This window comes from Nocardia xishanensis NBRC 101358, from assembly GCF_001613365.1.
In the GTDB taxonomy this organism is placed as follows: domain Bacteria; phylum Actinomycetota; class Actinomycetes; order Mycobacteriales; family Mycobacteriaceae; genus Nocardia; species Nocardia xishanensis.
Window position 1 is genome coordinate 104,629 of record NZ_BDCF01000012.1, and the last position, 21,739, is coordinate 126,367.

A 21,739-nucleotide genomic window follows, 5' to 3' on the forward strand; every position below is an offset into this window, starting at 1 on the left:
CGCCGCGGCCGCGCGGGCGCCGGTCGGCGGTCTCCGTTCCGCATCGAGGTGAATCCGTGTTAACTTATTTAAGAATGCCAGTTAACTTATTTGATCGGAGACAGCTATGAGGTCCGCCGTCATCGTGGACGTCGTCCGCACACCCTCTGGCAAGGGCAAGGCCGGTGGCGGTCTGTCGGAGGTGCATCCGGCGACGCTGCTCGCGGGCGTGCTCGCCGAGCTCGTCTCGCGCAACGATCTGGATCCGGCGCTGGTCGACGACGTGGTCGGCGGCTGTGTCACCCAGGCGGGGGAACAGGCGTTCAACATCTCGCGCACGGCGGTTCTCGCCGCGGGGTTCCCCGAGTCGGTGCCCGCCACCACCGTCGACCGCCAGTGCGGGTCCTCGCAGCAGGCCGCGCACTTCGCCGCGCAAGGCGTCATCGCAGGGGCCTACGACATCGCCATCGCCTGCGGCGTGGAGTCGATGAGCAGGGCGCCGATGTTCTCCAATGCGCAGGGCAAGGACGCCAATCGCGGTCCCATCGCGCACCGCTACCCGGAAGGTCTTGTTCAGCAGGGCATTTCGGCGGAAGTGATCGCGGCGCGGTGGAAGTTCGACCGGACCGCGCTCGACGAGTTCGCGGCGCGCTCGCACCGGCTGGCGGCCGAGACCGCCGCCGCGGGCGGCTTCGACCGCGAGCTGGTCGCGGCGGGCACGCTGACCGCCGACGAGACCATCCGCGCCACCACCACCGCCGAAGGCCTGGCCGGACTGCGCCCCGCCTTCGTCGACGAGCAGTACAAGGAGCGCTTCCCCGAGATCGAATGGTCGATCACGCCGGGCAACTCGTCGCCGCTCACCGACGGCGCCTCGGCCGCACTGATCATGAGCGAGGAGGCGGCGGCAAAGCTCGGCCTGCGCCCCCGCGCCCGCTTCCATTCGTTCGCGGTGGTCGGCGACGATCCGCTGCTCATGCTCACCGCCGTCGTTCCCGCCACCCGCAAGGTCCTCGAAAGGGCCGGGCTCGGCATCGACGACATCGACGCCTACGAGGTGAACGAGGCGTTCGCGCCGGTGCCGCTGGTCTGGCGGCACGAACTCGGCGCGGACGCCGACAAGCTGAACCCGCGCGGCGGCGCGATCGCCCTCGGCCACCCGCTCGGCGCGTCCGGCACCCGGATCCTGGCCACCCTGGTCAACCACCTCGAGCAGACCGGTGGCCGCTACGGCCTGATGACCATGTGCGAGGCGGGCGGTCTGGCCAACGCGACCGTCATCGAGCGCCTCTGATGACGATCCACCGCAGCGCCCTGGTCACCGGCGGCTCCCGCGGCATCGGCGCCGAGATCGCCCGGCGTCTGGCGGGCGAGGGTTATCACCTGACCCTCGCCGCCAGGAATCTCGACACGCTCGCCGACACCGCGCGGCAGCTGCGCGAGGAATTCGGCGTCGAGGCGAATCCCGTTGCAGCGCAGATGAACGACCTGGATCAGGTGCGCAACCTGGTGCAGGCGCACGCTGATCGGTTCGGCGGACTCAACGCCCTGGTGCTCAGCGCGGGCACCGGGACGGCGGGCCGGGTCGCTGACATGCAGGCCAAGACCTACGAGCGGATGCTGGACGTCAACTTCCGCGCGCCGATCACCCTCGTCCAAGCGGCCCTGCCGCTGCTGCGCAAGAGCGCAGCCGAGGATTTCGAACGAGGCGCGAAGATCATCGCCCTGGCCTCCATCACCGGCGTGGCGGGCGAGGCAGGGCTGGCGGCCTACGGCGCGACCAAGGCCGCGCTCATCTCGCTGTGCGAGACCGTCTCGCTGGAGGAGTCCGGCAACGGCGTCAGCGCCACGGCCATCTCGCCCGGCTATGTCGACACGGACATGACCGCGTGGAAGCGTGACGAACTCGACCCCTCGGCCATGCTCAGGACCGGCGACATCGCCGAGATGGCGCTCGCCGTGACCCGGCTCTCGCGCAACGCGGTGATTCCCAACATCGTCCTCAGCCGGGCGGGCGACCGGATGTGGCGAGCTTGAGCCACGGCGATTGAGACTCCGGGGACCGGGTATGCGGCATGTGTCAGCCGATAACCGAGATTTCGGAGGTAGACATCGTGTCGAAGCACGAAAGCGGTCCCCGCGAAGGTGTCAAGGGCGTCGTCGAAGACGCCAAGGGCAAGGTCAAGGAGGCCGCGGGCATCGTCACCGGCAAGGAGCACCTGGAACAGGAAGGCCGCGCTCAGCAGAGCAAGGCCGAATCACAGCGTGAGGCCGCCCAGAAGGAGGCCGCCGCGGAGAAGGCGCGGGCGGAAGCCGGCGTCGACGAGGCGCGCCAGCAGGCGCACCAGCGCGGCGACTGATCGCTGAAGTACCACGAAAGCGGGCGGGTCCTCCGGGCCCGCCCGCTTTCGTGTGCGCCGCGGTCAGCGCGCGGTGAGCCGCTCGGCCACCGCGCCGAGACCGTCGGCGATCGCCCGCTGTTGGGCCGGAGTCAGGACATCGAGCAGCGCTCGGCGTACGGTTGCGACGTGTCCTGGAGCAACCTGCTCCAACCGCCGCCGTCCCGCCTCGGTGAGGACGGCGACCACGCCGCGTTCGTCACATCGGGCCGCCGCGCGGCGGACGAATCCGGCCTTTTCCAGCTGCGCGACCTGATAGGTCAGCCCGCTCTTGGACGTGTAGAGCGCGTCGGCGAGATCGGTCATGCGCAGTTCGCCGTTCGGCGCGGCCGACAGCCGGACCAGCGTCTCGTACTGCGTGTGCGACAGACCCTCCCGCTTGAGCTGCTGCTCGATCTCACGGTTGACCAGGGCACCGGCCGCGAGGAATCCGTGCCATGCGCGCATCTCGCCGTCGTCGAGCCAGTTGGGTCCGTCCACCTCGCCACCCTACCGCTGTTGTTCAAATTTGAACTAGTCGGTATGGTCATGTTGTTCAAATTTGAACAAATATCGCAGCGACACACTGGAGGCGCCATGGCCGACCGCGATGCCGAGCGGATGCCCGTGCTGTATCTCTCGCACGGCGCGCCCCCGCTCGCCGACCATCCGCACTGGCCTGCGGAACTCGCCGCATGGTCGGCCGGGCTGCCGAAACCCACGGCGATCCTGATGATTTCGGCGCACTGGGAATCCGCGCCGATCACGCTCGGCGCTACCACGGCGGCGCCGCTGATCTACGACTTCAGCGGCTTTCCCCCGCACTATTACGAGGTCGTGTACCCGGCTCCGGGCGCACCCGAACTGGCGGCGCAGGTGCGCAAGCTGCTCGGCGCCGACGTGCGCGAAGCGCCGGGGCGCGGCTTGGACCACGGCGCGTACGTGCCGCTCAAAGAGATGTATCCGGCCGCCGACGTGCCCGTCCTGCAACTGTCGCTGCCGACGCTCGACCCGAGGAAGCTGATGGCGATCGGCCGCAGGCTCGCGCCGTTGCGCGCGGCGGGCGTGCTGATCGTGGGCAGCGGCTTCTTCACCCACAATCTGCGGGCGATGACCCCCGACGACGAGCACGTCTACTCGTTCACCGCGGAATTCGACGACTGGGGCGCGCGAGCGCTGGCCGACCGGGACGTCGACGCCCTGCTCGACTTCGAACACAAGGCGCCCGCCGCACGGCAGGCGCACCCGCGCTCCGACCATTTCGCGCCACTGTTCGTCAGCCTCGGCGCGGGCGAAGACGACCTCGACGACCTGCGAACCGTCATCGACGGCTACTGGTTCGGCATGGCCCGCCGTTCCATCCAGCTCGGCTGAGCACCGAAAACCCGGTTCACGACCGAATCCACGACAACAGACCGGCTTCACAGAGAGGACCTCGACATGACGACCACTACGGCACCGACCAGGACAGCGGCCGTGAGCACGCTCCCCACCGATCTCGGCCTGCTGGTCCTACGCCTGACGGTCGGCCTGACCATGGCCGTGCACGGTTCGCAGAAGCTCTTCGGCTGGTTCGACGGCGCGGGGCTCGACCGCACCTCCAAGTTCTTCGCCTCACAGGGCTACCCGGCGAGCGACTTCTTCGCGGTCGTCGCCGGCGTCACCGAAGGATTCGGCGGCCTCGCGCTGGCCATCGGCTTCCTCACGCCGCTCGCCGCGGCCGCCATGCTCGGGACCCTGCTCAACGCACTCGCCGTCCGGTGGGGCGGCGGGTTCTTCGCCCCCAAGGGCGTCGAGTACGAGCTGCTGCTCATCTTCTCCACGGTCACCATCGCGCTGGCCGGTCCCGGCCGCTTCGCCGTCGACAGCCTGCTGCCGTACCTGCGGCCCTACCGCCTGGTGTACGGCATCGCGTCGATCGCGCTCGCCCTGATCACCGCGGGTGTGGTGCTGCTGATCCGCAACTGACCCGTGCCGCGGCCGCGAAAACGCCCGGCGCACAACCACACCCCGGATACAGCTGTATCGGAACCGGTGCGACGACGCGGCCGATGTACTCCTCGTCATAGAATCGCCGCCACCGATTCCAGGAACGACGAGGCGAGGGCACATGGTTGATCCGCGGGCGACCAACGAGGATCTGACCGCGAAGGCGCGGATCAGGAACGCCGCCATGGACCTGTACGCCCAGTACGGCGCGGAGCGCGTGTCGTTGCGCGCGGTCGCGGCCGAGGCGGGGGTCACGCTCGGGCTCGTCCAGCACCATTTCAAGACGAAGGCGGGCGTCGAAGCGGCTGTCGACCAGTTGGTCGTCGACTACTTCGGGCACGCCGTCGCGTCCGTGCCGGTGGCGGGCACGGCCGCGCAGGTCGCCGCCGCGCGGGACGAGGCGGTGCGGCGGATGCTGGCCGGCAACCCCGCGGTGGTGAACTACGTCCGCCGCTCGGTGCTGGAGCCCTCCGGGACGCGAATCGACCTGCTCGAGTCGCTGGTCGAGCTGACTCGAAGGGAAGTGGTCGGGCTGCGCGAGGCGGGCGTGGCCTCCACCGACCGGCGCGAGTCGACGCAGATCGTCTCGGTTCTCATCCGCCAGCTCGGCGAGCTGCTGCTCGCGCCCTTGATAGAGGCGGTGTGGGAGCAGGTCGCCGAGCCGGGCGAGGTCGAGCGTCCCCGGTTGAGCATCACGGTCGAGGACTGAGCGCGAAGCCCGCCTCCGCTCCCGCCGCGAGCGGCCGCTTTCCCGCTGCGCCTACGATGCGTGTCATGTCGCGCAGCACTTCGCACTATGCGGAGCTGGAGCGGTTGGCCGGGGTGCTGGCCGGCCGCCGGGTCGCCGTGCTGACCGGTGCGGGCATCTCCACCGACAGCGGAATTCCCGATTATCGCGGCCCCGATTCCCCGCCGCGCAACCCCATGACCTACCAGCAGTTCGTCGGAGATGCCGTTTTCCGGCAACGGTATTGGGCGCGTAACCACGTCGGCTGGCGCCGGATGGACGCCGCTCGTCCGAATCCGGGGCACCGCGCGCTCGCCCGGCTGGAACGCCTCGGCGTCGTGACCGGATTGATCACGCAGAACGTGGACCTGCTGCACACGAAGGCGGGCCACCGCGGGGTGATCGACCTGCACGGCGTCTACGCCCGGGTGCGCTGCCTGAAGTGTTCCGCGCTGATTTCCCGGATGGCGCTGGCCGACCGCCTGGAGGCGGCCAATCCCGGCTTCGCGGAGTCGGCCACCGCCACCGGCGTCGAAGTGGCGCCCGACGCCGACGCCGTGGTCGCCGACACCGACAGCTTCCGCATGGTGGACTGCGCCCGCTGCGGCGGCATGCTCAAGCCGGACATCGTCTACTTCGGCGAGAACGTCCCGAAGGACCGCGTCGCCGCCGCCTTCGACCTCGTCGACGCCGCCGACGCTTTCCTCGTCGCCGGGTCCTCGCTCACCGTCATGTCGGGTCTGCGCTTCGTCCGCCGCGCCGCCGCCCACGGCAGTCCCGTGGTGATCATCAACCGAGGCCCGACCCGCGGCGACGCTCTCGCCACGCTGCGCATCGACGCGGGATGCTCGGAGATTCTCGAAGCACTGGCCGACCACTGAGCAGCCACCTTCGTCCGGCTAATCGGCAGTGGAAGCCGTTACCGGCGAGGCCGACTCGGACGTCGACGCGTCGGACCCCGTCGCGCGTTCGGCGATCCAGCGAAGCAAGCGCACCGCGGGACTCCAGCGCGCGGGCCGCCGGACCGATCCGGTGAGGGCGCGTTCGGCGCGGTCCAAGCTGTCTTCCACGCATGCGTCGTGCATCCAGCGGTAGGCGAGCGGCCAGGACAGACGAGCGGGGCCGCGGGCGTGGATGGCGAGCAGGTGGATCAGGTCGACGCCGCCATCGGGAGTGGGCCGAACAGTGAATTCGTGGAAGCCGTCGAAGCCGCGCGGGCCGGTGAAACGAAAGCGCACCCACCGACCGGGTTCGTATTGCTCCACCCGGTAGCGGACCGGGCCGTGCCCGCCGTCCGCGCCGACACCCAGCGGACGGTCGAAGCGCATGGGCGGCCAGGCCGGTGCGGGCCAGAGCCGGTCGTCTTCGCTCGCCAGCGAGTCGAGCAGCCTGCCTGCCCCGGCCGCCGACGCGGCCAGGTGACGGACGTGAATGTTGATGACGGCCATGGTTTTTCGCTCCTTCTTCAGCCCGCGCGGCGGGTGGGATCGCGACGGCGGCGCCGAGGTATTTTTAGAGAGTTGTCTCTAAAACAGAATTAGAGCATATCCTCCAATACATGGGAAGACCACCGAAGCACGATGCCGATCGGCTACTGGACGCGGCCGCGGAACTGCTCGCCGCCGGCGGGCCCGCCGCGATCACCATGTCGGCGGTGGCCAAGGCGGTCGGCGCGCCGAGCGGGTCGGTCTACCACCGTTTTCCGGACCGGCCCGCGCTGCTCGCCGCGCTGTGGTCACGCGCGCTGCATCGCTTCCACGAGGAACTGCTCGCGGTGTTGACCATCGAGCGGCCGGAGGAGGCGATTCGCCGCGGCGCCCGGGCGACCCTCGACTGGGCACGACGAAACCCCCGCGATGCGGCCGTGCTGCTCGCGGGGGCTGGGGATTTGGGCGAACGGGACTGGAGCAGGCAGGCGCGCGAGGACACCGCGCGGGCCAATGCCGCGATCCAAGACGCGCTGACAGAGCTGATCGCCCGCACCGGCGACACGGGGCCGCAAGCGACCGATCGGATGCTGCTCGCCGCCGTCGACCTGCCCTACGCCCTGGTCCGGCGCTATCTACGGGCCGGGCAGCAGATTCCGCCGCATGCCGCCGATCTCGCCGAGCAGGCCGCGGCGGCGCTCATCGGCGCGAACGACCGATCGGCGACCGATTAGCGACCGAGAGCGCTCTGCAGCTGCTTCTTCGTCATCTTGGAGCGGCCCTTGATATTGCGCTTCTTGGCCTCGTTGTAGAGCTGATCCCTGGTCGGACCCTTCGGCCCGCTGCGGCCGGAGCGCTGCCCGCCGCGCTGCTGCGGTGACTTGTCCTTGACCGACGAGCGGCTCGCGGTCTTGCTCTGGCCGGACTGGGCACGGTTCTTGTTGACGGTGCGGGCCGCGATCTCCTTGGCGCGCTTGGTACTCGCGCCGCGGTCCTGCGCGGAATCCTTGATGTGCTCGTACTGCCGTTCCTGTTTGTCGGTCCATTCTTTCGGCATGACACAAACCTCCTCTGTCGATCGAATACCCGAGAACCGCGTCGGAAACCGGAAACGACCCGCCTACTGGTACGCGGGATAGCGCTGATCGGCGAGCAGCCCGGCCAGGTGCGCGGCATTGCGGGCCATCGCCGCGGTGACCCTCGCGACGGCCTCTGGCACCTCGTCCAGGTCGGCGTAGTCGGTGCCGCTCATCGCCTGGCCGTTCCAGTAGGTGCAGCCCTGCGCCGGGATGGTGAAGCCGATGTCGTTGAGCGCCTGGAACATATCGGCGACGATCTTGTGCGCGCCGTCCTCGTTGCCGACCACCGCGGCGAGCCCGACCTTGCCGACCATCGCTGGCCGCCCCTGATCGTCGGTGTTGGACAGCTCGGCGTCGAGGCGCTCCAGCATCCGCTGCGCCACCGAGGACATGTGGCCGAGCCAGGTCGGCGTCGACACCAGCACGATGTCGGCGGCCAGGATCTGCTCCCGCACCCGCGGCCACTGATCGCCCGCGCCTTCGTCGTCGGTCACGCCGGGGTGGATGTCGTAGTCCACCACCCGCAGCAGCTCGCCTTTCACCTCGTGCTCGGCCAGCTGCGCCAGCGCCTGCCTCGCGATGAGCTCGCTACTGGATTCCGCCGGTGACTTCTTCAACGTGCACACCAGCGCCAGCGCGGTCGGTGCCGTCATGTTCCAGCCTCCCTCGGTGTTCGCGTTCGGACCGCCTCTGTCGTGGCACTACCCGGAGACCGCTGCGGCAATCCGCGTCGCGCCACCGCGACCCGCGCGCGACCGGCTCCGTCCGCCCCGTCATGCGAGACTGGGCCGGTAAACGAGCGTCACCGAGTGGAAGGCAAGTCGTGGCCGAGCAGGACAAGACCGACGCCGGGGACGACACCGGCAAGAAAGAGGCGATCGCGCTGCGCGAGCGCGGGGGTGTGATCGGCGTCGGAGTGCTCTGGCTGGCGAAATGGTCGCTGTGCCTGGTCGCGATCGCCGCGGGAGCCTGGGTGCTCGGCTGGGTCGTCGCGCGGCTGTGGGTGGTGGTCCTGCCGATGTCGCTGGCCGTCGTCGTCGCGACCGTGTTGTGGCCGCCCACCCGGTGGTTCATGAAACACGGCCTGCGACCGGGTCTTGCCGCCTCGCTCTCGCTGCTCGGCTTCCTCGGTCTGCTCGCCGGTGTGATCGCACTGATCGTGCCCTCGGTGGTGGATCAGGCTCCCGAGCTGGCCGACAAGGCGAGCGAGGGCGTCAACCAGGTGCGCAAATGGTTGCAGGGCCCGCCGCTGAACATCCGTGACGAACAACTCGATTCCGCGGTGGACGCCATCGTGTCGCGGTTGCAGTCCAGCGCCGAGCAGATCGCGACCGGCGTTTTCAGCGGCGTCACCACCGCCACCTCGGCGCTGGTGACGCTGTTCCTCGTGCTGGTGCTCGCGTTCTTCTTCGTCAAGGACGGGCGGCGCTTCCTGCCCTGGCTGCACGGCGTCACCGGGACCCGCGGCGGCAGGCACTTCGAGGAGGTGCTGCGCCGGATCTGGTTCACCCTCGGCGGTTTCATTCGCACCCAGGCGCTGGTCAGCCTGATCGACGCGGTCTTGATCGGCGGGGGCCTGGTGATCCTCGGCGTCCCGCTGGCCGCGGTGCTCGCCGTGCTGACGTTCATCGGCGGCTTCATTCCGATCGTCGGCGCCGTCGTCGCGGGCGCGCTCGCGGTGCTCGTCGCACTGGTCGGCAACGGCCTGACCACCGCGCTGATCGTGCTCGGCATCATCCTGGCGGTGCAGCAGCTGGAAGGCAATGTGCTGCAACCGGTGTTGCAGAGCCGCAGCATGCAGTTGCACGCGGTGGTGGTGCTGCTCGCCGTGACCGCCGGCGGCTCGCTGTACGGCATCGTCGGCGCCTTCCTGGCCGTGCCGGTCGCCGCCGTCGTCGCGGTGGTGCTTCGCTACGTGGGCGAGCAGATCGACGAAGCCGTCGCGCCGCCGGAACCGGAAGACGACGCGACCGAACCCGCGCGGTGACGCCCGCGCCGCACTCGGTTGTGGCACCGTGGGTCTCATGAAAACGATCCTGATCACGGGGGCGACGTCGGGTATCGGTCTGGAAGCCGCGCGGCAACTGGGCGAAGCAGGCGATCACCTGATACTCGTCGGACGCAATCCCGAGAAGCTCAGCCGTGCCGCGCGACTGGTCCGCGAGGCGGGCGCGGGGCGGGTGGACACGCTGGTGTGCGATTTCGCGAGTCAGGCCGCGGTGCGCGAGCTGGCCGCGACGGTGCTCGCCCGCTACGACCACCTCGACGTGCTCGCCAACAACGCGGGCGGCTACTACCCGCAGCGCGTGATGACCGACGACGAGGTCGAAGCCACCTTCGCGGTCAACCATCTCGGCGGCTACCTGCTCACCGAACTGCTGCTCGACCTGCTGCGGCGAAGCGCCCCGGCGCGCATCCTGTTCACCGCGTCGGTGATGCACTACGGCGCGAGCCTGGATTTCGACGACCTGAGCCTGGCGCGCGGCTACTCCGGTGAAAAGGCCTACAGCCAGTCCAAACTGGCCAACATCCTGTATGTCCGAACACTGGCGCGGCGGCTGGAAGGCACCGGCGTGACCGTCAACGCGTTCCACCCCGGCGCGGTGGCCACCGGAATCTGGGACACGATGCCGTGGTGGAGCAGGCCGTTCGCGGCGGTCGCCAAGCGCGTGTTCATGATTCCCGCGGCCGAGGGCGGGCGCAGGCTCACCTATCTGGCCTCCGCGCCCGAGCCCGCCGAGCACAGCGGGCGCTACTTCCAGAACAACGAATTGAAGACGCCGTCGCGCCGCGCGCAGGACGACGCACTCGCCCATCGGCTGGACGTGGTGAGCGCGCGGCTGGTCGGGCTCTCCGGCTAGACCCGCGCGGGCGCCGCGCTCGCCAGGAATTCGTCGAGCACCGACCAGCCGGCCGCCTCCGGCCCGGCGACGAGCCCGAGGTGGCTGGCGCCCGGCACTTCGACGTAGCGCGCTTCGACCGCTCCACTCAGCACCCGCACGCCCGGCGCGACCGTGGCGGCGGGGGCGATGTTGTCCGAGGGACTGCCGACGAGCAGCACACGGCAGCTCACCTTGGCCATCTCGATCACGCGATCCGCGTCGAGCGGAATGCTGCCCTCGGCCATGTGGTTGCCGACGATCATCAGCCGGTAGTTCTGGCGGTAGAGCCGCCCCGGATAGCCCGGCATCCGTCCGATGAACCGGTCGATCGCCTCCATCCGGGCCAGCGCCTCGCTGCGGCCGAGGTTGCGCGCGATGAACCACGGGCGCATGATCTCGCGCGGCAACGCCATGCCGCGAAAGCCGAGCCGCACGGCGAATGCCGGGATGCCGCCGAAAAGCTCTGTGGCCCAATCGACTTCACGCCCTCCGGTGATCCGCGCGAGCAGCCGGGACGGCGCGAGCATCGGATGGTGGCGGTAGTCGATCGGGGTGCCGAGCGCGGTGACCGAGGCGATCGGCAGGTCCGCGTGCTCGGCGGCGGTGAGCAGCGCCAAGGTGCCGCCGAGCGACCAGGCGACGACGTCGACCTCCGCTCCGCCGTGCTCGGCGCTGACGCGGGCGATCGCGGTGGGGACGATGTCATCGATCCATTCCTCGAAGCCCATGTTCCGGTCGGCGTAGGTGATCCGCCCGTAGTCGACGACGTACGGCGCGCGCCCGGTATCGAGCAGGAACCGGGCCAGGCTCTGCCCGGGGCGCAGGTCGAAGCAGGAGCTGTGCACCGCGAGCGGGGGTACGAGCAGGACCGGGTTTCCCGATCCGGACGCGCCCTCGTAGCGGCGCAGCTGCCGGTGCGGCTCGTCGTAGAGCACCGTCGACGGGGTCGGGGCGGCGGGTTCGACGCCACCGCCGAAGGTGAGCGCCCAGCCGTTGTCGAGCGCATGCGCCAGATCGGTGAAGATCACTGTTTCCCTCAGTGCACGGACGGAGTCGAGTCGAACGCCGGATCGTTACCAGCAGCACCGAGTGTAAGTAACTGTTACTAGAAGTTACAATTTGGTGGCCGATTTCACCCGCCGTTCTCGACGTCCGCAGGCCCTGCCACCGGCCCTCGTCGCGGATTACCATGCAGTGTGGGCTCGAAGAGCACGCGCTGACACTTTGATCGCCCCGGACGTCCACCGCACGGGCAACGGGGTTCCGTCGATCGGCGTCCGGACCGGGGCAGCGTCGCCCCTCGCCGATCGTTTCGTCCCGCATCCGGAGGAGGACGCATGTCCTACCCGCTCCCCGCGAAGGTCTGCCTGACCGGGCAGGATTGCCGCTGCCCCTCGGTCACCCTTTTCCTCGTCCCGGAACCGCTGATGCCGGGCGGCTACATCCTGCACCTGCTGGAACAGGCGACCGTCGACGATCCCGACGCGCCGCCCCGACCCGACATCCCGCTGGTCGAGTCGCTCGAGACGCCCACCGTGCCAGGCCGCGCCGAACCGCCGATCCACGCCGAGCTGCGCCCGTGCACCACGCACCTGCCCGACCCCGAGCGGCTGCACGCGATCCTGCACGACCACCTGATCATCGATCCGTTCGGACTCGACATCGGCGACCGCGCCGAGGTGACCCGGCTGGCGCTGCTGCCAGAACGCCGCATCGGCTTCCGCCGCGGCGAGGACTTCCAGGCCGAATCCGTCCGCCAGGCCATGCTCGCGGTCTACCGGCACTTCGATCTCGACCAGCGCGCGCCGCTGGTCTACCACGGCTTCGCCGACCCGACGACCGGCTGGTTCGAGCTGCGCACCGCGGTCGCCTGAGCCGCCGCGGCAGGCGGTCACCTGGCGCGGGTGACCGCGGGCGTGATCGCGAAGTCGAGTCCGAAGTGGTTGAGAGTCAAGGGTAATGGGCTCTGCGGCGACAGCTCCGTGGTGGAGCGGAGGTGGAAATCGGCCGCCTCGACGAGGTGCGCGAGCAACGTGCTGGTGGTGAACAACACCAGATTGCGCCCCGGGCATCCGGCCGGACCCGCACTGAACGGAACCAGCTGCGGGTACTGCTGCTCGAGTCCCTCCAACCAGAGATCAGGGACGAACCGGTCGGCGAACGGCAACGAGTCAGGATCACGGTGAAACGCGGGCACGACGATCATCAGCGCCGCGCCGCCCTCGATAGTGAACCGGTCGGCGCCCGTACGCCACAGGGTGTCCTCGGTGATGTCGCGCAGGATGACCGGCGTCGTCGGCCAGAGCCGCACCGACTCCAGCACGCAGGCGCGCAGATAGTCGCGCGTCTGCGGGGTGTGCGGATCCGCGGCGTCGGCGGTCGCGCGGGCATGCTGATCGGGGTGGGTGGCCAGCAGCGCGAGGGCCCGGCTCGCGGCGATGCCCGCCGCGTCGAATGCGAAGAGCCAGTGCGGAACCTGGCCGACCGGGTCGACCGCGGCGCCGGCTTCGGTCGCCGCCAGCGCACCGACGAGACTGTCCGGATCGGCCGCCTCGACGTAGCGGTAGAGCCGTTCGGTGAAGCGGTCCCTGCGCTTGCGGCGCGGTAGTGCCAGGAACGACCAGTTGGCGGCCGAGCGCAGCTTCCACAGCTCGTCGGTGATCGCCTCGTCGTCGCGCCCGCGCCTGCCGAGCACCAGGTGACGGACCAGCCGCCACCAGTCGGCGGTGAACTGGTCCGCGTCGAGATGCCCGCGACGCAGCGCGGCCGCCGTCAGATCGCGCGCCTCGTCGGCGATGATCTCCGAAAACGGCCCGGCGAGACGATGCAGCGGCGCCGAGGTGTCCAGCGCCGCCTCGTTCACGGCGCGCCGCTGGGCGCGCACCGGCCCCTCCGACAGCAACACGCCGTGCGGCTGGAATTGGCGCAGCGCGGCCCGCTTCTCCCGATTGGCCGGGTCGAACGGCCGCGGCGCGCCGTCCAGCACCATGCCGACGTCACCCGGGTCGAGCACGACCACCACGCGACGTCCCGGCAGCACCAATTCCACTGGGCCCGCGCCGAATTCGTCACGCAACCGACGCATGCGCGCCACCGCGCGCCGGTCGGCCTGCGCCCGCTCCAGCACACCCATGACGGCGCGCCTGCGAGCGATCACCCCCGAGGCGATCGAAGCGAAACCCAGGTCGGCCAGCGTCGCGAGCGCTCGCGCGCCCACCAGCCGGTTGCCGTGATTGTCTGCCATACAGCCTCCTCCCACGTCGCCGCCCTTCATCAGGGCCGATGTCGGGCGCGTACCCGACGCCGCCGGGACGAAACGGGCCGGGCCGCCGCCGTTACCCGCGCAACTCCGTCGAGATCGCGCCGACGAAATCACTCAGATCGCCGGGCGCGCGGGAGGTGATCAGCGTCCAGCCGCCGTCGGACGAACGAACCACCGGCTCGTCGACCCACGCACCGCCCGCATTGCCGACATCGGTGCGCAGCGAGTGGTATGAGGTCATCGTCTTGCCACGCACCAGGTCGGCCTCGACGAGCAGCCACGGTCCGTGGCAGATCGCGGCGATCGGCTTGCCCGCGCTCGCGAAGTCCTTGGCCAGCGCGACGGCACGCTCGTCGACGCGCAGTTTGTCCGCGTTCACGGTGCCGCCGGGCACCACCAGGACGTCGAAGTCGTCGACGTCCACCGCGTCCAGCGCGGTATCCGGCGAGATCGCCTCGTCCTTGTCCACGTCGTGCCGGAAGGTCTGCACCGGTTCCGATTTCGGCGCCGCGTGGGTGACCCGAGCGCCGCGTTCGCGTAGTTCGTCGCGCGGCACCAGCAGTTCGTCGTGCTCGACGCCGGTGTTCGAGGTCAGCACCAGCACCCTGGCGTCGTCCAGTTCGGGCATGGGCAACTCCTCCTTCGATTCGACAAGCCCTCCCCCCGGTCGCATGCCGCGATTCGCCGCCGGTAAACCTCACCCGTACCTCACACGGTCGCGGCGGGCTCACTCCAGATGTCCGCGCGCACCACGCGCCTGCTGCGGCCGCGCGGGTCGAGCAGGTGCCCGAACAGCTTGTCGTGCCGCAGGGTGACGGTGCGTTCCGCGATGCGCAGGGCGGGATGCGCGGCGGCGAGTCCCGCTTCCAAGCGCGGAATGTCGGCCAGGCTGTGCAGGTTGGCCTGAATCAGCAGGTTGTGACCACCGCTGATGGCGGCGCAGTTGCGCGTCTGCGGGAGCCGGATGATCGCGTCGCCGATCTCGGCCAGCCGATCCGGCGGCGCGTCCAGCCACAGCGTCACCGCGACCGGCCATCCGCCGAGCGGACGCGCGAAATCGCAGCGGAACTGGAGCAGTCCGAGCCGGACGAGCCGGTCCAGCCTGCGCTTGACGGTCGAGGCGGAGGAACCGACGGCGGTCGCCAACGACTGATGCGAGGCCCGGCCGTCCAGCGCGAGCTGGGCGACCAGCGCCCGGTCGGCGTCGTCGATGCTCACCGCGCGCACCGGAACCGTCGGCTGCGGCGACGGAATGTGGAGTTCGGCGCGCTGGTCGGGGGCGAGCGCGTCGATGCGCCAGCGGCTGCCCTCGGTGAACATGTGCGTGACGATCCTGGCCCGCACCGCCGCGACGTGCGGGACGGCGGGCAGCACATCCAAGGTGTAGTGCGACATGGCGGCCAGGTCGCGCGCGGCGACGGTGGCCAGCAGGTTGTAGGTGCCCGCGCAGCGCTCGACGGTGACCATGTGCGGGTGCTCGCACAGGCTGCGGCTGACCGCGGCCGCGGCGTCGGCGGTGCAGCCGATCTCGACGTAGGCGATGGTGATCTGGTCGAGCAGCCGCGGGCCCGGCGATGGACTCACCCAGGCCGCGCCGCGCCGGGTGAGCCGCTGCCAGCGGCGGGCCACCGTCACCGGATCGACGCCGAGCGCGTGCCCGAGCTCCGACCAGGAACCGCGCGGCCGCAGCTGCAACGCGTTGATCAGGGCGAGATCGTCCTCGCTCAGGAGTGTGGCGTCATCCTGCATTCGCGCATCCCATCGTGCCTGATTCCTGCATTCTAGTGTCTTCGAGTGAACGGCGACCCATGCTTTCCCCCGGTGGCGCGGTGCGGCGCCGTAGACGAAAGGTCAACCGGAACCATGGCATTCGCCGATTACCAGAGCGAGATCTACCTGCGCGGGCTCGGCGGCGTGCAGCCCACGCTGCCCATGTCGTTCGCCGAGCTGGAGGACAGGGCGCGCGCGGCGTTGCCGCCCTCGGTGTGGTCGTACGTGGCGGGCGGGGCCGGTGACGAACGAACGCAGCGCGCCAACGTGACCGCGTTCGACCGGTGGGGACTGATCCCGCGGATGTTCGTCGGCGCGGCCGAGCGCGACCTGTCGGTCGATCTGTTCGGGCTGACGTTGCCCGCACCGGTCTTCCTCGCCCCGATCGGGGTGATCGGGCTGTGCGCCCAGGACGGGCACGGCGATCTGGCGACCGCGCGCGCCGCGGCGCGCACCGGTGTCCCGATGGTGGCCTCCACGCTGTCGGTGGACCCACTGGAGCAGGTGGCGGCCGAAATGGGCGGTACGCCAGGCTTTTTCCAGTTGTACACGCCCACCGACCGCGACTTGGCCGCGAGCCTGGTGAAGCGCGCTGAACAGGCTGGCTACAAGGGCATCGTGGTCACGCTGGACACCTGGATCACCGGATGGCGCCCGCGGGATCTCGGCACGTCGAACTTCCCCCAGCTGCGCGGCCACTGCCTGGCGAACTACTTCACCGATCCGGTGTTCCGCGCCGGACTGCCCGGGCCACCGGAAGAGCACCTCCAGGCCGCGGTGCTGCGCTGGGTCCAGCTCTTCGGCAACCCGCTCACCTGGGCCGACCTGCCGTGGCTTCGCGAACTCACCACGCTGCCGCTGATCGTGAAGGGCATCTGCCATCCCGACGACGCGCGGCGCGCGAAAGACGAAGGGGTGGACGGCATCTACTGCTCCAACCACGGCGGCCGCCAGGCCAACGGCGGCCTGCCCGCCCTCGACATGCTGGCCGAGGTGGTCGACGCGGCCGACGGTCTTCCCGTGCTGTTCGATTCCGGCGTGCGCGGCGGCGACCACATCGTCAAGGCGCTGGCCCTCGGCGCGACGGCCGTCGGCATCGGCAGGCCCTACGCCTACGGTCTCGCGCTCGGCGGCGTCGACGGGATCGTGCACGTGCTGCGCGCGCTGCTTGCCGAGGCGGACCTGATCCTGGCCGTCGACGGTTACCGAGGAGTCGCCGAGCTGACCAGAGACGCCCTGCGCCAGGTCTCGGTCTGAGCGGCCCTTGACTTCAGGTCGACCTGAACTCGCACGCTGAGGGTCGACCTGAGGAAAGGGATGACATGAGCGAACGAAATGCGCCGAGCGTCAGCGAGGCGAAAGGCATGAGCAAGTTCGGAGAACAGGAAAGCCGCGGCTACGACCGGCGCGCCACCAAACTGCTCGGCGGGCTGTACCGGCACATCGCCGACGAGGCGGCCGCCGCGACCGGAATGGGCGGAGCCGTGCTCGACGTCGGGACCGGACCGGGACTGCTGCTGGCCCACCTCGGCCGCAGGCGACCGGATCTGCTGCTGCACGGGGTGGATCTCTCGCCGCACATGATCGCCCTGGCCCGAGCCAACCTCGCCGAGCACGCCGCCGAACTGACGGTGGGCGACGTGGGCGCACTTCCCTACCCGGACAACAGTTTCGACCTCGTCGTATCGAGCTTGAGCATGCACGAGTGGCCCGATCCGGTCACTGCGGCGGCCGAGCTGGAGCGAGTGCTGCGCCCGCGCGGGACGCTGGCCATCTACGACTTCCGGTTCGTGCGCGACGCGTCGATGCGGTCCGCGTTGGGCGCGCGTTTCGCGGCGCCGACGGTACGCAGGAAGGTCGTGCGACCGCGCTGGTACCCGATCGGGCTGTACGCCCAGTGGTCGGCGCGCGCGGCTTGAGTGGCGCATAGGCTGCTGGTATGTCCGAATCCGCGCTGACGATAGGCGAACTGGCCGCGCGATTCGGCCTGGCCACCCATGTGCTGCGCCACTGGGAGGACCTAGGCCTGCTCGCTCCGCGCAGGGATTCCGTCGGCCGCCGCGTCTACCGCGCCGACGACGCGGAGACGGTGGCCGTCATCCTGCTCGGTAAGCGGGTCGGGCTGTCGCTGACCGAGATCGCCCGGCTGTTCGCCGGCGCCGCGGATCGTGAGACGCGCCGCGAGTTGCTGCGCGCGCACAGGGATCAGCTTGCCGCGCGGATCGCAAGGGCCACCGCGGCGCTGGACACCATCGAGCACGCATTGGATTGCGGCGCACCGGATTTCCGCTCGTGTCCGCATTTCCGCGCGAAGGTCGACGAGGCGTTGCGGCTCGGCGTCGCCGGGGTGGCGGCCCACCCCGGCGACGTGCGGCTCAGCGAGCGGTGACCGTGGTGGGCAGACTGGCGAAACCGCGGTTGTTGGAGGAATGGATGCGGCGCAGGTTCGCGGCATCGATGTCGTAGTCGGCGATCGTGCCGACGATCTCCTCCAGCGCCACGCGCAGTTCCAGCTGCGCCAGGTTCGCGCCGAGGCAGTGGTGGCGGCCGCTGCCGAAGACCAGCGCGGCGCCGGTGTCTCGGTCGAGGTCGAAAGCATCTGGGTCGTCGAAGATTTCGGGATCGCGGTTGGCCGAGCCGGTGAGCAGCAGGATGCGCGCGCCCGCCGGGATGTCGACGCCGTGCAGGGTGATCGGCTCGGTGGTGCTGCGCAGCTGGGACTGGGTGGCGGGTTCGTAGCGCATGCCCTCGGCGATCCACTCGTCGACGCGTCCGCCGATGGCCTCCCGGCGCTGATCGGGGTGCTGCCACGCGGCGTGCCAGAGGTTGCCCAGCGTCAGCATGGTGGTCTCGATGCCCGCGCCGACCAGCAGGATCAGCACTCCGACGATCTCCTCTGGCGTCAGCCGGTCGTCGCCGTCGGCGGCGTCGAGCAGGCCGGAGAGCAGATCGTCGCGGCGGGTCTTGCCGCGTTCGATGGTGAGTTCGGTGTAGTAGCCGACCAAGGTGCCGATGGCCTGCATCGCCTCCGGGCGCAGATCGGTGGATTCCTCGTCGGTGTACATGATCTCCATGCCCAGCTTGCGGAGCATGTCGCGATCCGCCTCGGGGACGCCGACAAGTTCGGAGATGACGTCGGTGGGGAATGGGCCCGCGAAATCGGCCATCAGATCGAAACTTTCGCGCTCCAGCAGCGGCCGCCACAGCGCGCGCGCGATGTCGCGTAGTCGCGGCTGCAATTCCTGCACCCGCCGATTGGTGAACGCGCGGGCGACGAGACCGCGCAACCGGGTGTGCTTCGGCGGGTCCATGGCGACGAAGGAAAAGAAACGCTCGGCCTGCGGTCCCCAGAACGCGGGCTCCATCCGCAATCCGTTGACACTGGAGTACCGGTCCGAATCACGCAGTGCGGCAAGGATATCGGCGTGCCTGGAAAACGCGTAAAAATCGTCGGCCGGGTTGTGGAAGACGGGTGCCTCCGCGCGTAGCCTTGCGTAGTACGGATAGGGATCGCGGTGGACGTCGAAATCGTATGGGCTGTACTGCAACTGCATGACGGAGCCTTCCGGGGGCCGTGCGGGTTTCACCCTCGTTACCGGTTCGCAACTCGAGCTGACATGATGAGCGTAGTCGAGATGAATTGAGGGCAGGGTGGACTCGGAATCGGCAGCTGCCAGGGTGGATGTCAGCAAACCGCACCCGGCGCGCCGGTACGACTACTGGCTCGGCGGGAAGGACAATTTTCCGGCGGACCGGGACTCGGCCGACGCGGTGGCCGAGGCTTTTCCGACCGTGCGCCTCGCCGCGGTGGAGAACCGCAACTTCTTGCGTCGCGCGGTGACGTACTTGGCCGCCGAGGCGGGCATCCGGCAGTTCCTCGACATCGGCACCGGCCTGCCCACCGCGGGCAATGTGCACGAGATCGCGCAGGGCATCGCACCGGAATCGCGCATCGTGTACCTGGACAACGATCCGATCGTGCTGGTGCACGCCCGCACGCTGCTCGACAGCTCACCCGAGGGCGCGACGGCATATCTCGACGCCGATCTGCGCGACCCGGACCGAATCTTGACCCACCCGGATCTCACCAGCACGCTCGATCTGAGCCAGCCGGTCGCGCTGATGCTGGTGGCCGTCATGCACTTCATCACCGACGACGAGGCACCTTACGGCCTGGTGCGCCAACTGTGCGAGGCGCTGCCCTCGGGCAGCTACCTGGTGATGACCCACGCCACCAACGATCACCTCACCGACGAGGACCTCGCCGAGACCAAGCAGGCCAACAAGCGCAGCGGCGTACCCTTCCAACTGCGCTCCACCGCCGAATTCCGGCAATTCTTCACCGGTTTCGACCTCATCGCGCCCGGCATCGGCTCGGTGATGACCTGGCGACCCGAAGTCTGGCGCGCCCACCCCCGCCCCGAGGCGGTCTCCATGCTCGCCGGCGTCGCTCGGGTTCCTTGACGCTCTCACACACCGTTCCGACGCCCCGCAGCACCACCGCCTGTGTGGGAAGTCAGGAGGTACGGCGAGCTCTGGCTCGGCGTTTACCTTCGTGCATGGCTTGGACGCGGGCGACGGGGATGGTGTGGCCTTCGGCGATCAAGCCGGCCGGAAGTTGCTGGGGGGCAGGCATTTCGTCGGCCCATGGGTCGCGGTCGCCGAGGCGGTCGGGGGCGGTGCGAAGGGTGAAATCGGATGGCTTCGCATCGGCCAGATCGGCCCAGCCGACCGGGAAGGAGACCGGGACGCCGGGGCGGATGCGCGGACTGTAGGCCGCGACCACCGTCGCGCCGCCGGCGCGGGTGGAGTCGAGGAAGACTTTGCCCTCGCGGTCCTCGCGGATGAACGCGGTGGTGGCCAGCTCGGGGTCGAGGCGCTCGGCGCGGGCGGCGATCGCCCGGGTGGCGGCCGCGGCGTCCTCGACGGCGGTGCCCGCGACGACCGGGACGAAGACGTGCACCCCTTTGGCGCCACTGGTTTTCACCGCACCCGAGAGCCCGTCGGCGGCCAGCGCAGTGCGGATCAGTTCGGCGGCGAACACGGCGTGGCGAAAGGTCTGGCCGGGCGAGGGGTCGAGATCGAGGACCAGATGGGTCGACCCGGCGGAATAGTCGGCGAGCAGCAACGTCGGGTGGTATTCGACGGCGCGCTGATTGCCGAACCACAGCAGCGTGCGCACGTCGTCGCACAGAGCGTAGGTCACCTCGCGGCGGGAGCTCTCGGCCCACAGCGTGATCCGCGGTACCCACTCCGGGGTGTATTTGGGCAGGTTCTTCTGCATGAACGGCTCCTGCCCCGGCCGAATCCGCACCACCGACAACGGACGGTCGCGCAGCTGGTTCACCAAGCGGTCGCCGACGAACTCCAGGTAGTCGACGAGATCCCGTTTGGTCGCCTCCGCCCCGTCGAAGAGCGGTTTGTCCAGATTCGTCAGCGTGACGCCCGCGCGCACCTCTTCGCTGCCCATCGCCCCACCTTGCCGGGCGGCCCCGGCGCGGTCAACCCCGCGGGCGGACGGCGAGACAGGCCTCGCCGAGAGGGTCGAGCGTCCCGCGGCACTGCCGCGGCGACGGTCGCGTTCCGAACTACCCCGGAAAACCTTCGTGCCGTCCGGCGAGTTCGCCGGACGGCACGAAAATGGTGTTTGAAGGAAGCCCCGCACTCACAGCACGGAGAGCAATCCCATTGACGGGCAAACGGAATCGAAAGAGTTCACCCGCCGCGGCTACTCCGACACGACGAATGACCGGCGCAATACTGGCAAATTCACTGCAATGGCGCAGACACGCTGGCGATCGGCGGCGCCGAAGCAGTGATCAGCCGAAACCGAATCAGGCGGCAGGCTTGGGCTGGGTCAGGTCCTTGACGCCGGTGATCGCATCGATGATGTTCACGATGGCGGAGGTGCCGCCGTCAAGAGCCGAGCTGCCGGAGTCCAGCATGCTGGAGCCAGCGGACGAGCCGGCCGAACCCGTGAACGAACCGGTGTCGGCAGAACCCGAGGCGGAGCCGGTGGCGGCGGAGTCGGCGGCGGAGGCCACCGCGACAGGGCCGAAGAACAGGGCGGCGGCGGAGACGGCACCGGCAGCGACGAGGGCCTTGCGAGAGAACATGTACGAGCTTCCTTTCACACAGTGGATAACGACGCCATCACGGCGCGCACCAGCAACGTTAGGAAAAAGAAACCTTCAAATCCACTTCTCTTATTGTGCGAATAATCACCGTTAATAATGGGCTAACAGA

26 protein-coding genes are annotated in these 21,739 nt (G+C 69.4%); 15 read left to right on the forward strand and 11 right to left on the reverse strand.

Features of this window, described 5'->3' with window-relative positions:
• Positions 1-106: 106 nt before the first annotated feature.
• From NX1_RS12045 to mbp1, 3 genes are all read left to right on the forward strand, one after another.
• Positions 107-1,273, forward strand: coding sequence for a thiolase family protein (locus NX1_RS12045; RefSeq protein ID WP_068057705.1), 1,167 nt, complete (start codon positions 107-109; stop codon positions 1,271-1,273).
• Entirely contained in the window at positions 1,273-2,016 is a 744-nt protein-coding gene (locus tag NX1_RS12050) for an SDR family NAD(P)-dependent oxidoreductase (protein WP_068057706.1), read from the forward strand. Before NX1_RS12045 ends, NX1_RS12050 begins: the two co-directional genes overlap by 1 nt.
• Before the next feature lie 77 nt (positions 2,017-2,093).
• The gene (mbp1, locus tag NX1_RS12055; protein WP_068057852.1) at positions 2,094-2,339 is read left to right on the forward strand and encodes a microaggregate-binding protein 1; all 246 of its coding nucleotides are present in this window, start codon (positions 2,094-2,096) and stop codon (positions 2,337-2,339) included.
• Between the two features lie 63 nt (positions 2,340-2,402).
• Here the strand turns inward: mbp1 and NX1_RS12060 are convergent, their stop codons facing one another.
• Complete coding sequence (locus NX1_RS12060; protein WP_245668449.1) at positions 2,403-2,858, reverse strand: MarR family winged helix-turn-helix transcriptional regulator; 456 nt, start codon at positions 2,856-2,858, stop codon at positions 2,403-2,405.
• Positions 2,859-2,954: 96 nt separating this feature from the next.
• Here NX1_RS12060 and NX1_RS12065 point away from each other — a divergent pair, with 96 nt between their 5' ends.
• The 4 genes from NX1_RS12065 (at position 2,955) to NX1_RS12080 (ending at position 5,954) form a co-directional block, all read left to right on the forward strand.
• Entirely contained in the window at positions 2,955-3,731 is a 777-nt protein-coding gene (locus NX1_RS12065; protein WP_068057708.1) for a DODA-type extradiol aromatic ring-opening family dioxygenase, read from the forward strand.
• 66 nt (positions 3,732-3,797) lie between these two features.
• On the forward strand, positions 3,798-4,325 hold the full coding sequence (locus NX1_RS12070; RefSeq protein WP_068057710.1) for a DoxX family protein: 528 nt from the start codon (positions 3,798-3,800) through the stop codon (positions 4,323-4,325).
• 142 nt (positions 4,326-4,467) lie between these two features.
• Positions 4,468-5,055 carry a TetR/AcrR family transcriptional regulator gene (locus tag NX1_RS12075; RefSeq protein ID WP_068057711.1) on the forward strand — a complete coding sequence of 196 codons (588 nt, stop codon included), beginning with the start codon at positions 4,468-4,470 and terminating at the stop codon, positions 5,053-5,055.
• 65 nt (positions 5,056-5,120) lie between these two features.
• Complete coding sequence (locus NX1_RS12080; RefSeq protein WP_068057712.1) at positions 5,121-5,954, forward strand: NAD-dependent protein deacetylase; 834 nt, start codon at positions 5,121-5,123, stop codon at positions 5,952-5,954.
• An 18-nt stretch (positions 5,955-5,972) separates the two neighbouring features.
• On the opposite strand, the gene NX1_RS12085 is transcribed toward NX1_RS12080, so the two are convergent.
• Positions 5,973-6,521 (reverse strand): hypothetical protein, encoded by a 549-nt coding sequence (locus NX1_RS12085; RefSeq protein WP_068057713.1) that lies wholly within the window; start codon positions 6,519-6,521, stop codon positions 5,973-5,975.
• 110 nt (positions 6,522-6,631) lie between these two features.
• Between NX1_RS12085 and NX1_RS12090 the strand changes: the two genes are divergently transcribed.
• Complete coding sequence (locus tag NX1_RS12090) at positions 6,632-7,234, forward strand: TetR/AcrR family transcriptional regulator (protein ID WP_068057715.1); 603 nt, start codon at positions 6,632-6,634, stop codon at positions 7,232-7,234.
• Here the strand turns inward: NX1_RS12090 and NX1_RS12095 are convergent.
• Both NX1_RS12095 and NX1_RS12100 read right to left on the reverse strand, forming a co-directional pair.
• Entirely contained in the window at positions 7,231-7,557 is a 327-nt protein-coding gene (locus tag NX1_RS12095; RefSeq protein WP_068057716.1) for a plasmid stabilization protein, read from the reverse strand. The genes NX1_RS12090 and NX1_RS12095 overlap by 4 nt on opposite strands.
• A gap of 63 nt (positions 7,558-7,620) precedes the next feature.
• Positions 7,621-8,232 carry a flavodoxin family protein gene (locus NX1_RS12100; RefSeq protein WP_068057717.1) on the reverse strand — a complete coding sequence of 204 codons (612 nt, stop codon included), beginning with the start codon at positions 8,230-8,232 and terminating at the stop codon, positions 7,621-7,623.
• Positions 8,233-8,354: 122 nt separating this feature from the next.
• On the opposite strand from NX1_RS12100, the gene NX1_RS12105 reads away from it, so the two are divergent.
• Positions 8,355-9,566 carry an AI-2E family transporter gene (locus NX1_RS12105; RefSeq protein WP_084501350.1) on the forward strand — a complete coding sequence of 404 codons (1,212 nt, stop codon included), beginning with the start codon at positions 8,355-8,357 and terminating at the stop codon, positions 9,564-9,566.
• A 37-nt stretch (positions 9,567-9,603) separates the two neighbouring features.
• Positions 9,604-10,440, forward strand: coding sequence for an SDR family oxidoreductase (locus NX1_RS12110; RefSeq protein WP_068057718.1), 837 nt, complete (start codon positions 9,604-9,606; stop codon positions 10,438-10,440).
• Here the strand turns inward: NX1_RS12110 and NX1_RS12115 are convergent.
• The gene (locus NX1_RS12115) at positions 10,437-11,489 is read right to left on the reverse strand and encodes an alpha/beta fold hydrolase (RefSeq protein WP_245668450.1); all 1,053 of its coding nucleotides are present in this window, start codon (positions 11,487-11,489) and stop codon (positions 10,437-10,439) included. The genes NX1_RS12110 and NX1_RS12115 overlap by 4 nt on opposite strands.
• 309 nt (positions 11,490-11,798) lie before the next feature.
• Between NX1_RS12115 and NX1_RS12120 the strand changes: the two genes are divergently transcribed.
• A complete protein-coding gene (locus NX1_RS12120) occupies positions 11,799-12,335 on the forward strand; it encodes a hypothetical protein (protein WP_068057721.1) in 537 nt (178 codons plus the stop codon).
• 17 nt (positions 12,336-12,352) lie between these two features.
• Here the strand turns inward: NX1_RS12120 and NX1_RS12125 are convergent, their stop codons facing one another.
• The 3 genes from NX1_RS12125 to NX1_RS12135 form a co-directional block, all read right to left on the reverse strand.
• Positions 12,353-13,705, reverse strand: a complete 1,353-nt coding sequence (locus NX1_RS12125; RefSeq protein WP_068057723.1) for a cytochrome P450 — start codon at positions 13,703-13,705, stop codon at positions 12,353-12,355.
• Positions 13,706-13,796: 91 nt separating this feature from the next.
• Complete coding sequence (locus NX1_RS12130; protein ID WP_068057725.1) at positions 13,797-14,351, reverse strand: DJ-1/PfpI/YhbO family deglycase/protease; 555 nt, start codon at positions 14,349-14,351, stop codon at positions 13,797-13,799.
• A gap of 80 nt (positions 14,352-14,431) precedes the next feature.
• A complete protein-coding gene (locus tag NX1_RS12135; protein WP_068057727.1) occupies positions 14,432-15,472 on the reverse strand; it encodes an Lrp/AsnC family transcriptional regulator in 1,041 nt (346 codons plus the stop codon).
• 114 nt (positions 15,473-15,586) lie between these two features.
• Here NX1_RS12135 and NX1_RS12140 point away from each other — a divergent pair, with 114 nt between their 5' ends.
• The 3 genes from NX1_RS12140 to NX1_RS12150 all read left to right on the forward strand — a co-directional run bounded on the left by NX1_RS12140 (position 15,587) and on the right by NX1_RS12150 (position 17,882).
• Complete coding sequence (locus NX1_RS12140; protein ID WP_068057728.1) at positions 15,587-16,750, forward strand: alpha-hydroxy-acid oxidizing protein; 1,164 nt, start codon at positions 15,587-15,589, stop codon at positions 16,748-16,750.
• Between the two features lie 65 nt (positions 16,751-16,815).
• On the forward strand, positions 16,816-17,412 hold the full coding sequence (locus tag NX1_RS12145) for a class I SAM-dependent methyltransferase (RefSeq protein WP_245668451.1): 597 nt from the start codon (positions 16,816-16,818) through the stop codon (positions 17,410-17,412).
• A 20-nt stretch (positions 17,413-17,432) separates the two neighbouring features.
• Positions 17,433-17,882: a MerR family transcriptional regulator gene (locus NX1_RS12150; RefSeq protein WP_068057730.1), complete on the forward strand. Its 450-nt coding sequence runs from the start codon at positions 17,433-17,435 to the stop codon at positions 17,880-17,882.
• Here NX1_RS12150 and NX1_RS12155 read toward each other — a convergent pair.
• On the reverse strand, positions 17,869-19,047 hold the full coding sequence (locus NX1_RS12155) for a cytochrome P450 (protein WP_068057732.1): 1,179 nt from the start codon (positions 19,045-19,047) through the stop codon (positions 17,869-17,871). The two genes, NX1_RS12150 and NX1_RS12155, sit on opposite strands and share 14 nt — an antisense overlap.
• Before the next feature lie 97 nt (positions 19,048-19,144).
• Here NX1_RS12155 and NX1_RS12160 point away from each other — a divergent pair, with 97 nt between their 5' ends.
• Complete coding sequence (locus NX1_RS12160; protein ID WP_068057733.1) at positions 19,145-19,957, forward strand: SAM-dependent methyltransferase; 813 nt, start codon at positions 19,145-19,147, stop codon at positions 19,955-19,957.
• Positions 19,958-20,009: 52 nt separating this feature from the next.
• On the opposite strand, the gene NX1_RS12165 is transcribed toward NX1_RS12160, so the two are convergent.
• Positions 20,010-20,963 (reverse strand): DNA polymerase domain-containing protein, encoded by a 954-nt coding sequence (locus tag NX1_RS12165; protein WP_068057734.1) that lies wholly within the window; start codon positions 20,961-20,963, stop codon positions 20,010-20,012.
• A gap of 364 nt (positions 20,964-21,327) precedes the next feature.
• Entirely contained in the window at positions 21,328-21,609 is a 282-nt protein-coding gene (locus NX1_RS12170; RefSeq protein WP_068057735.1) for a hypothetical protein, read from the reverse strand.
• Positions 21,610-21,739: the final 130 nt, after the last annotated feature.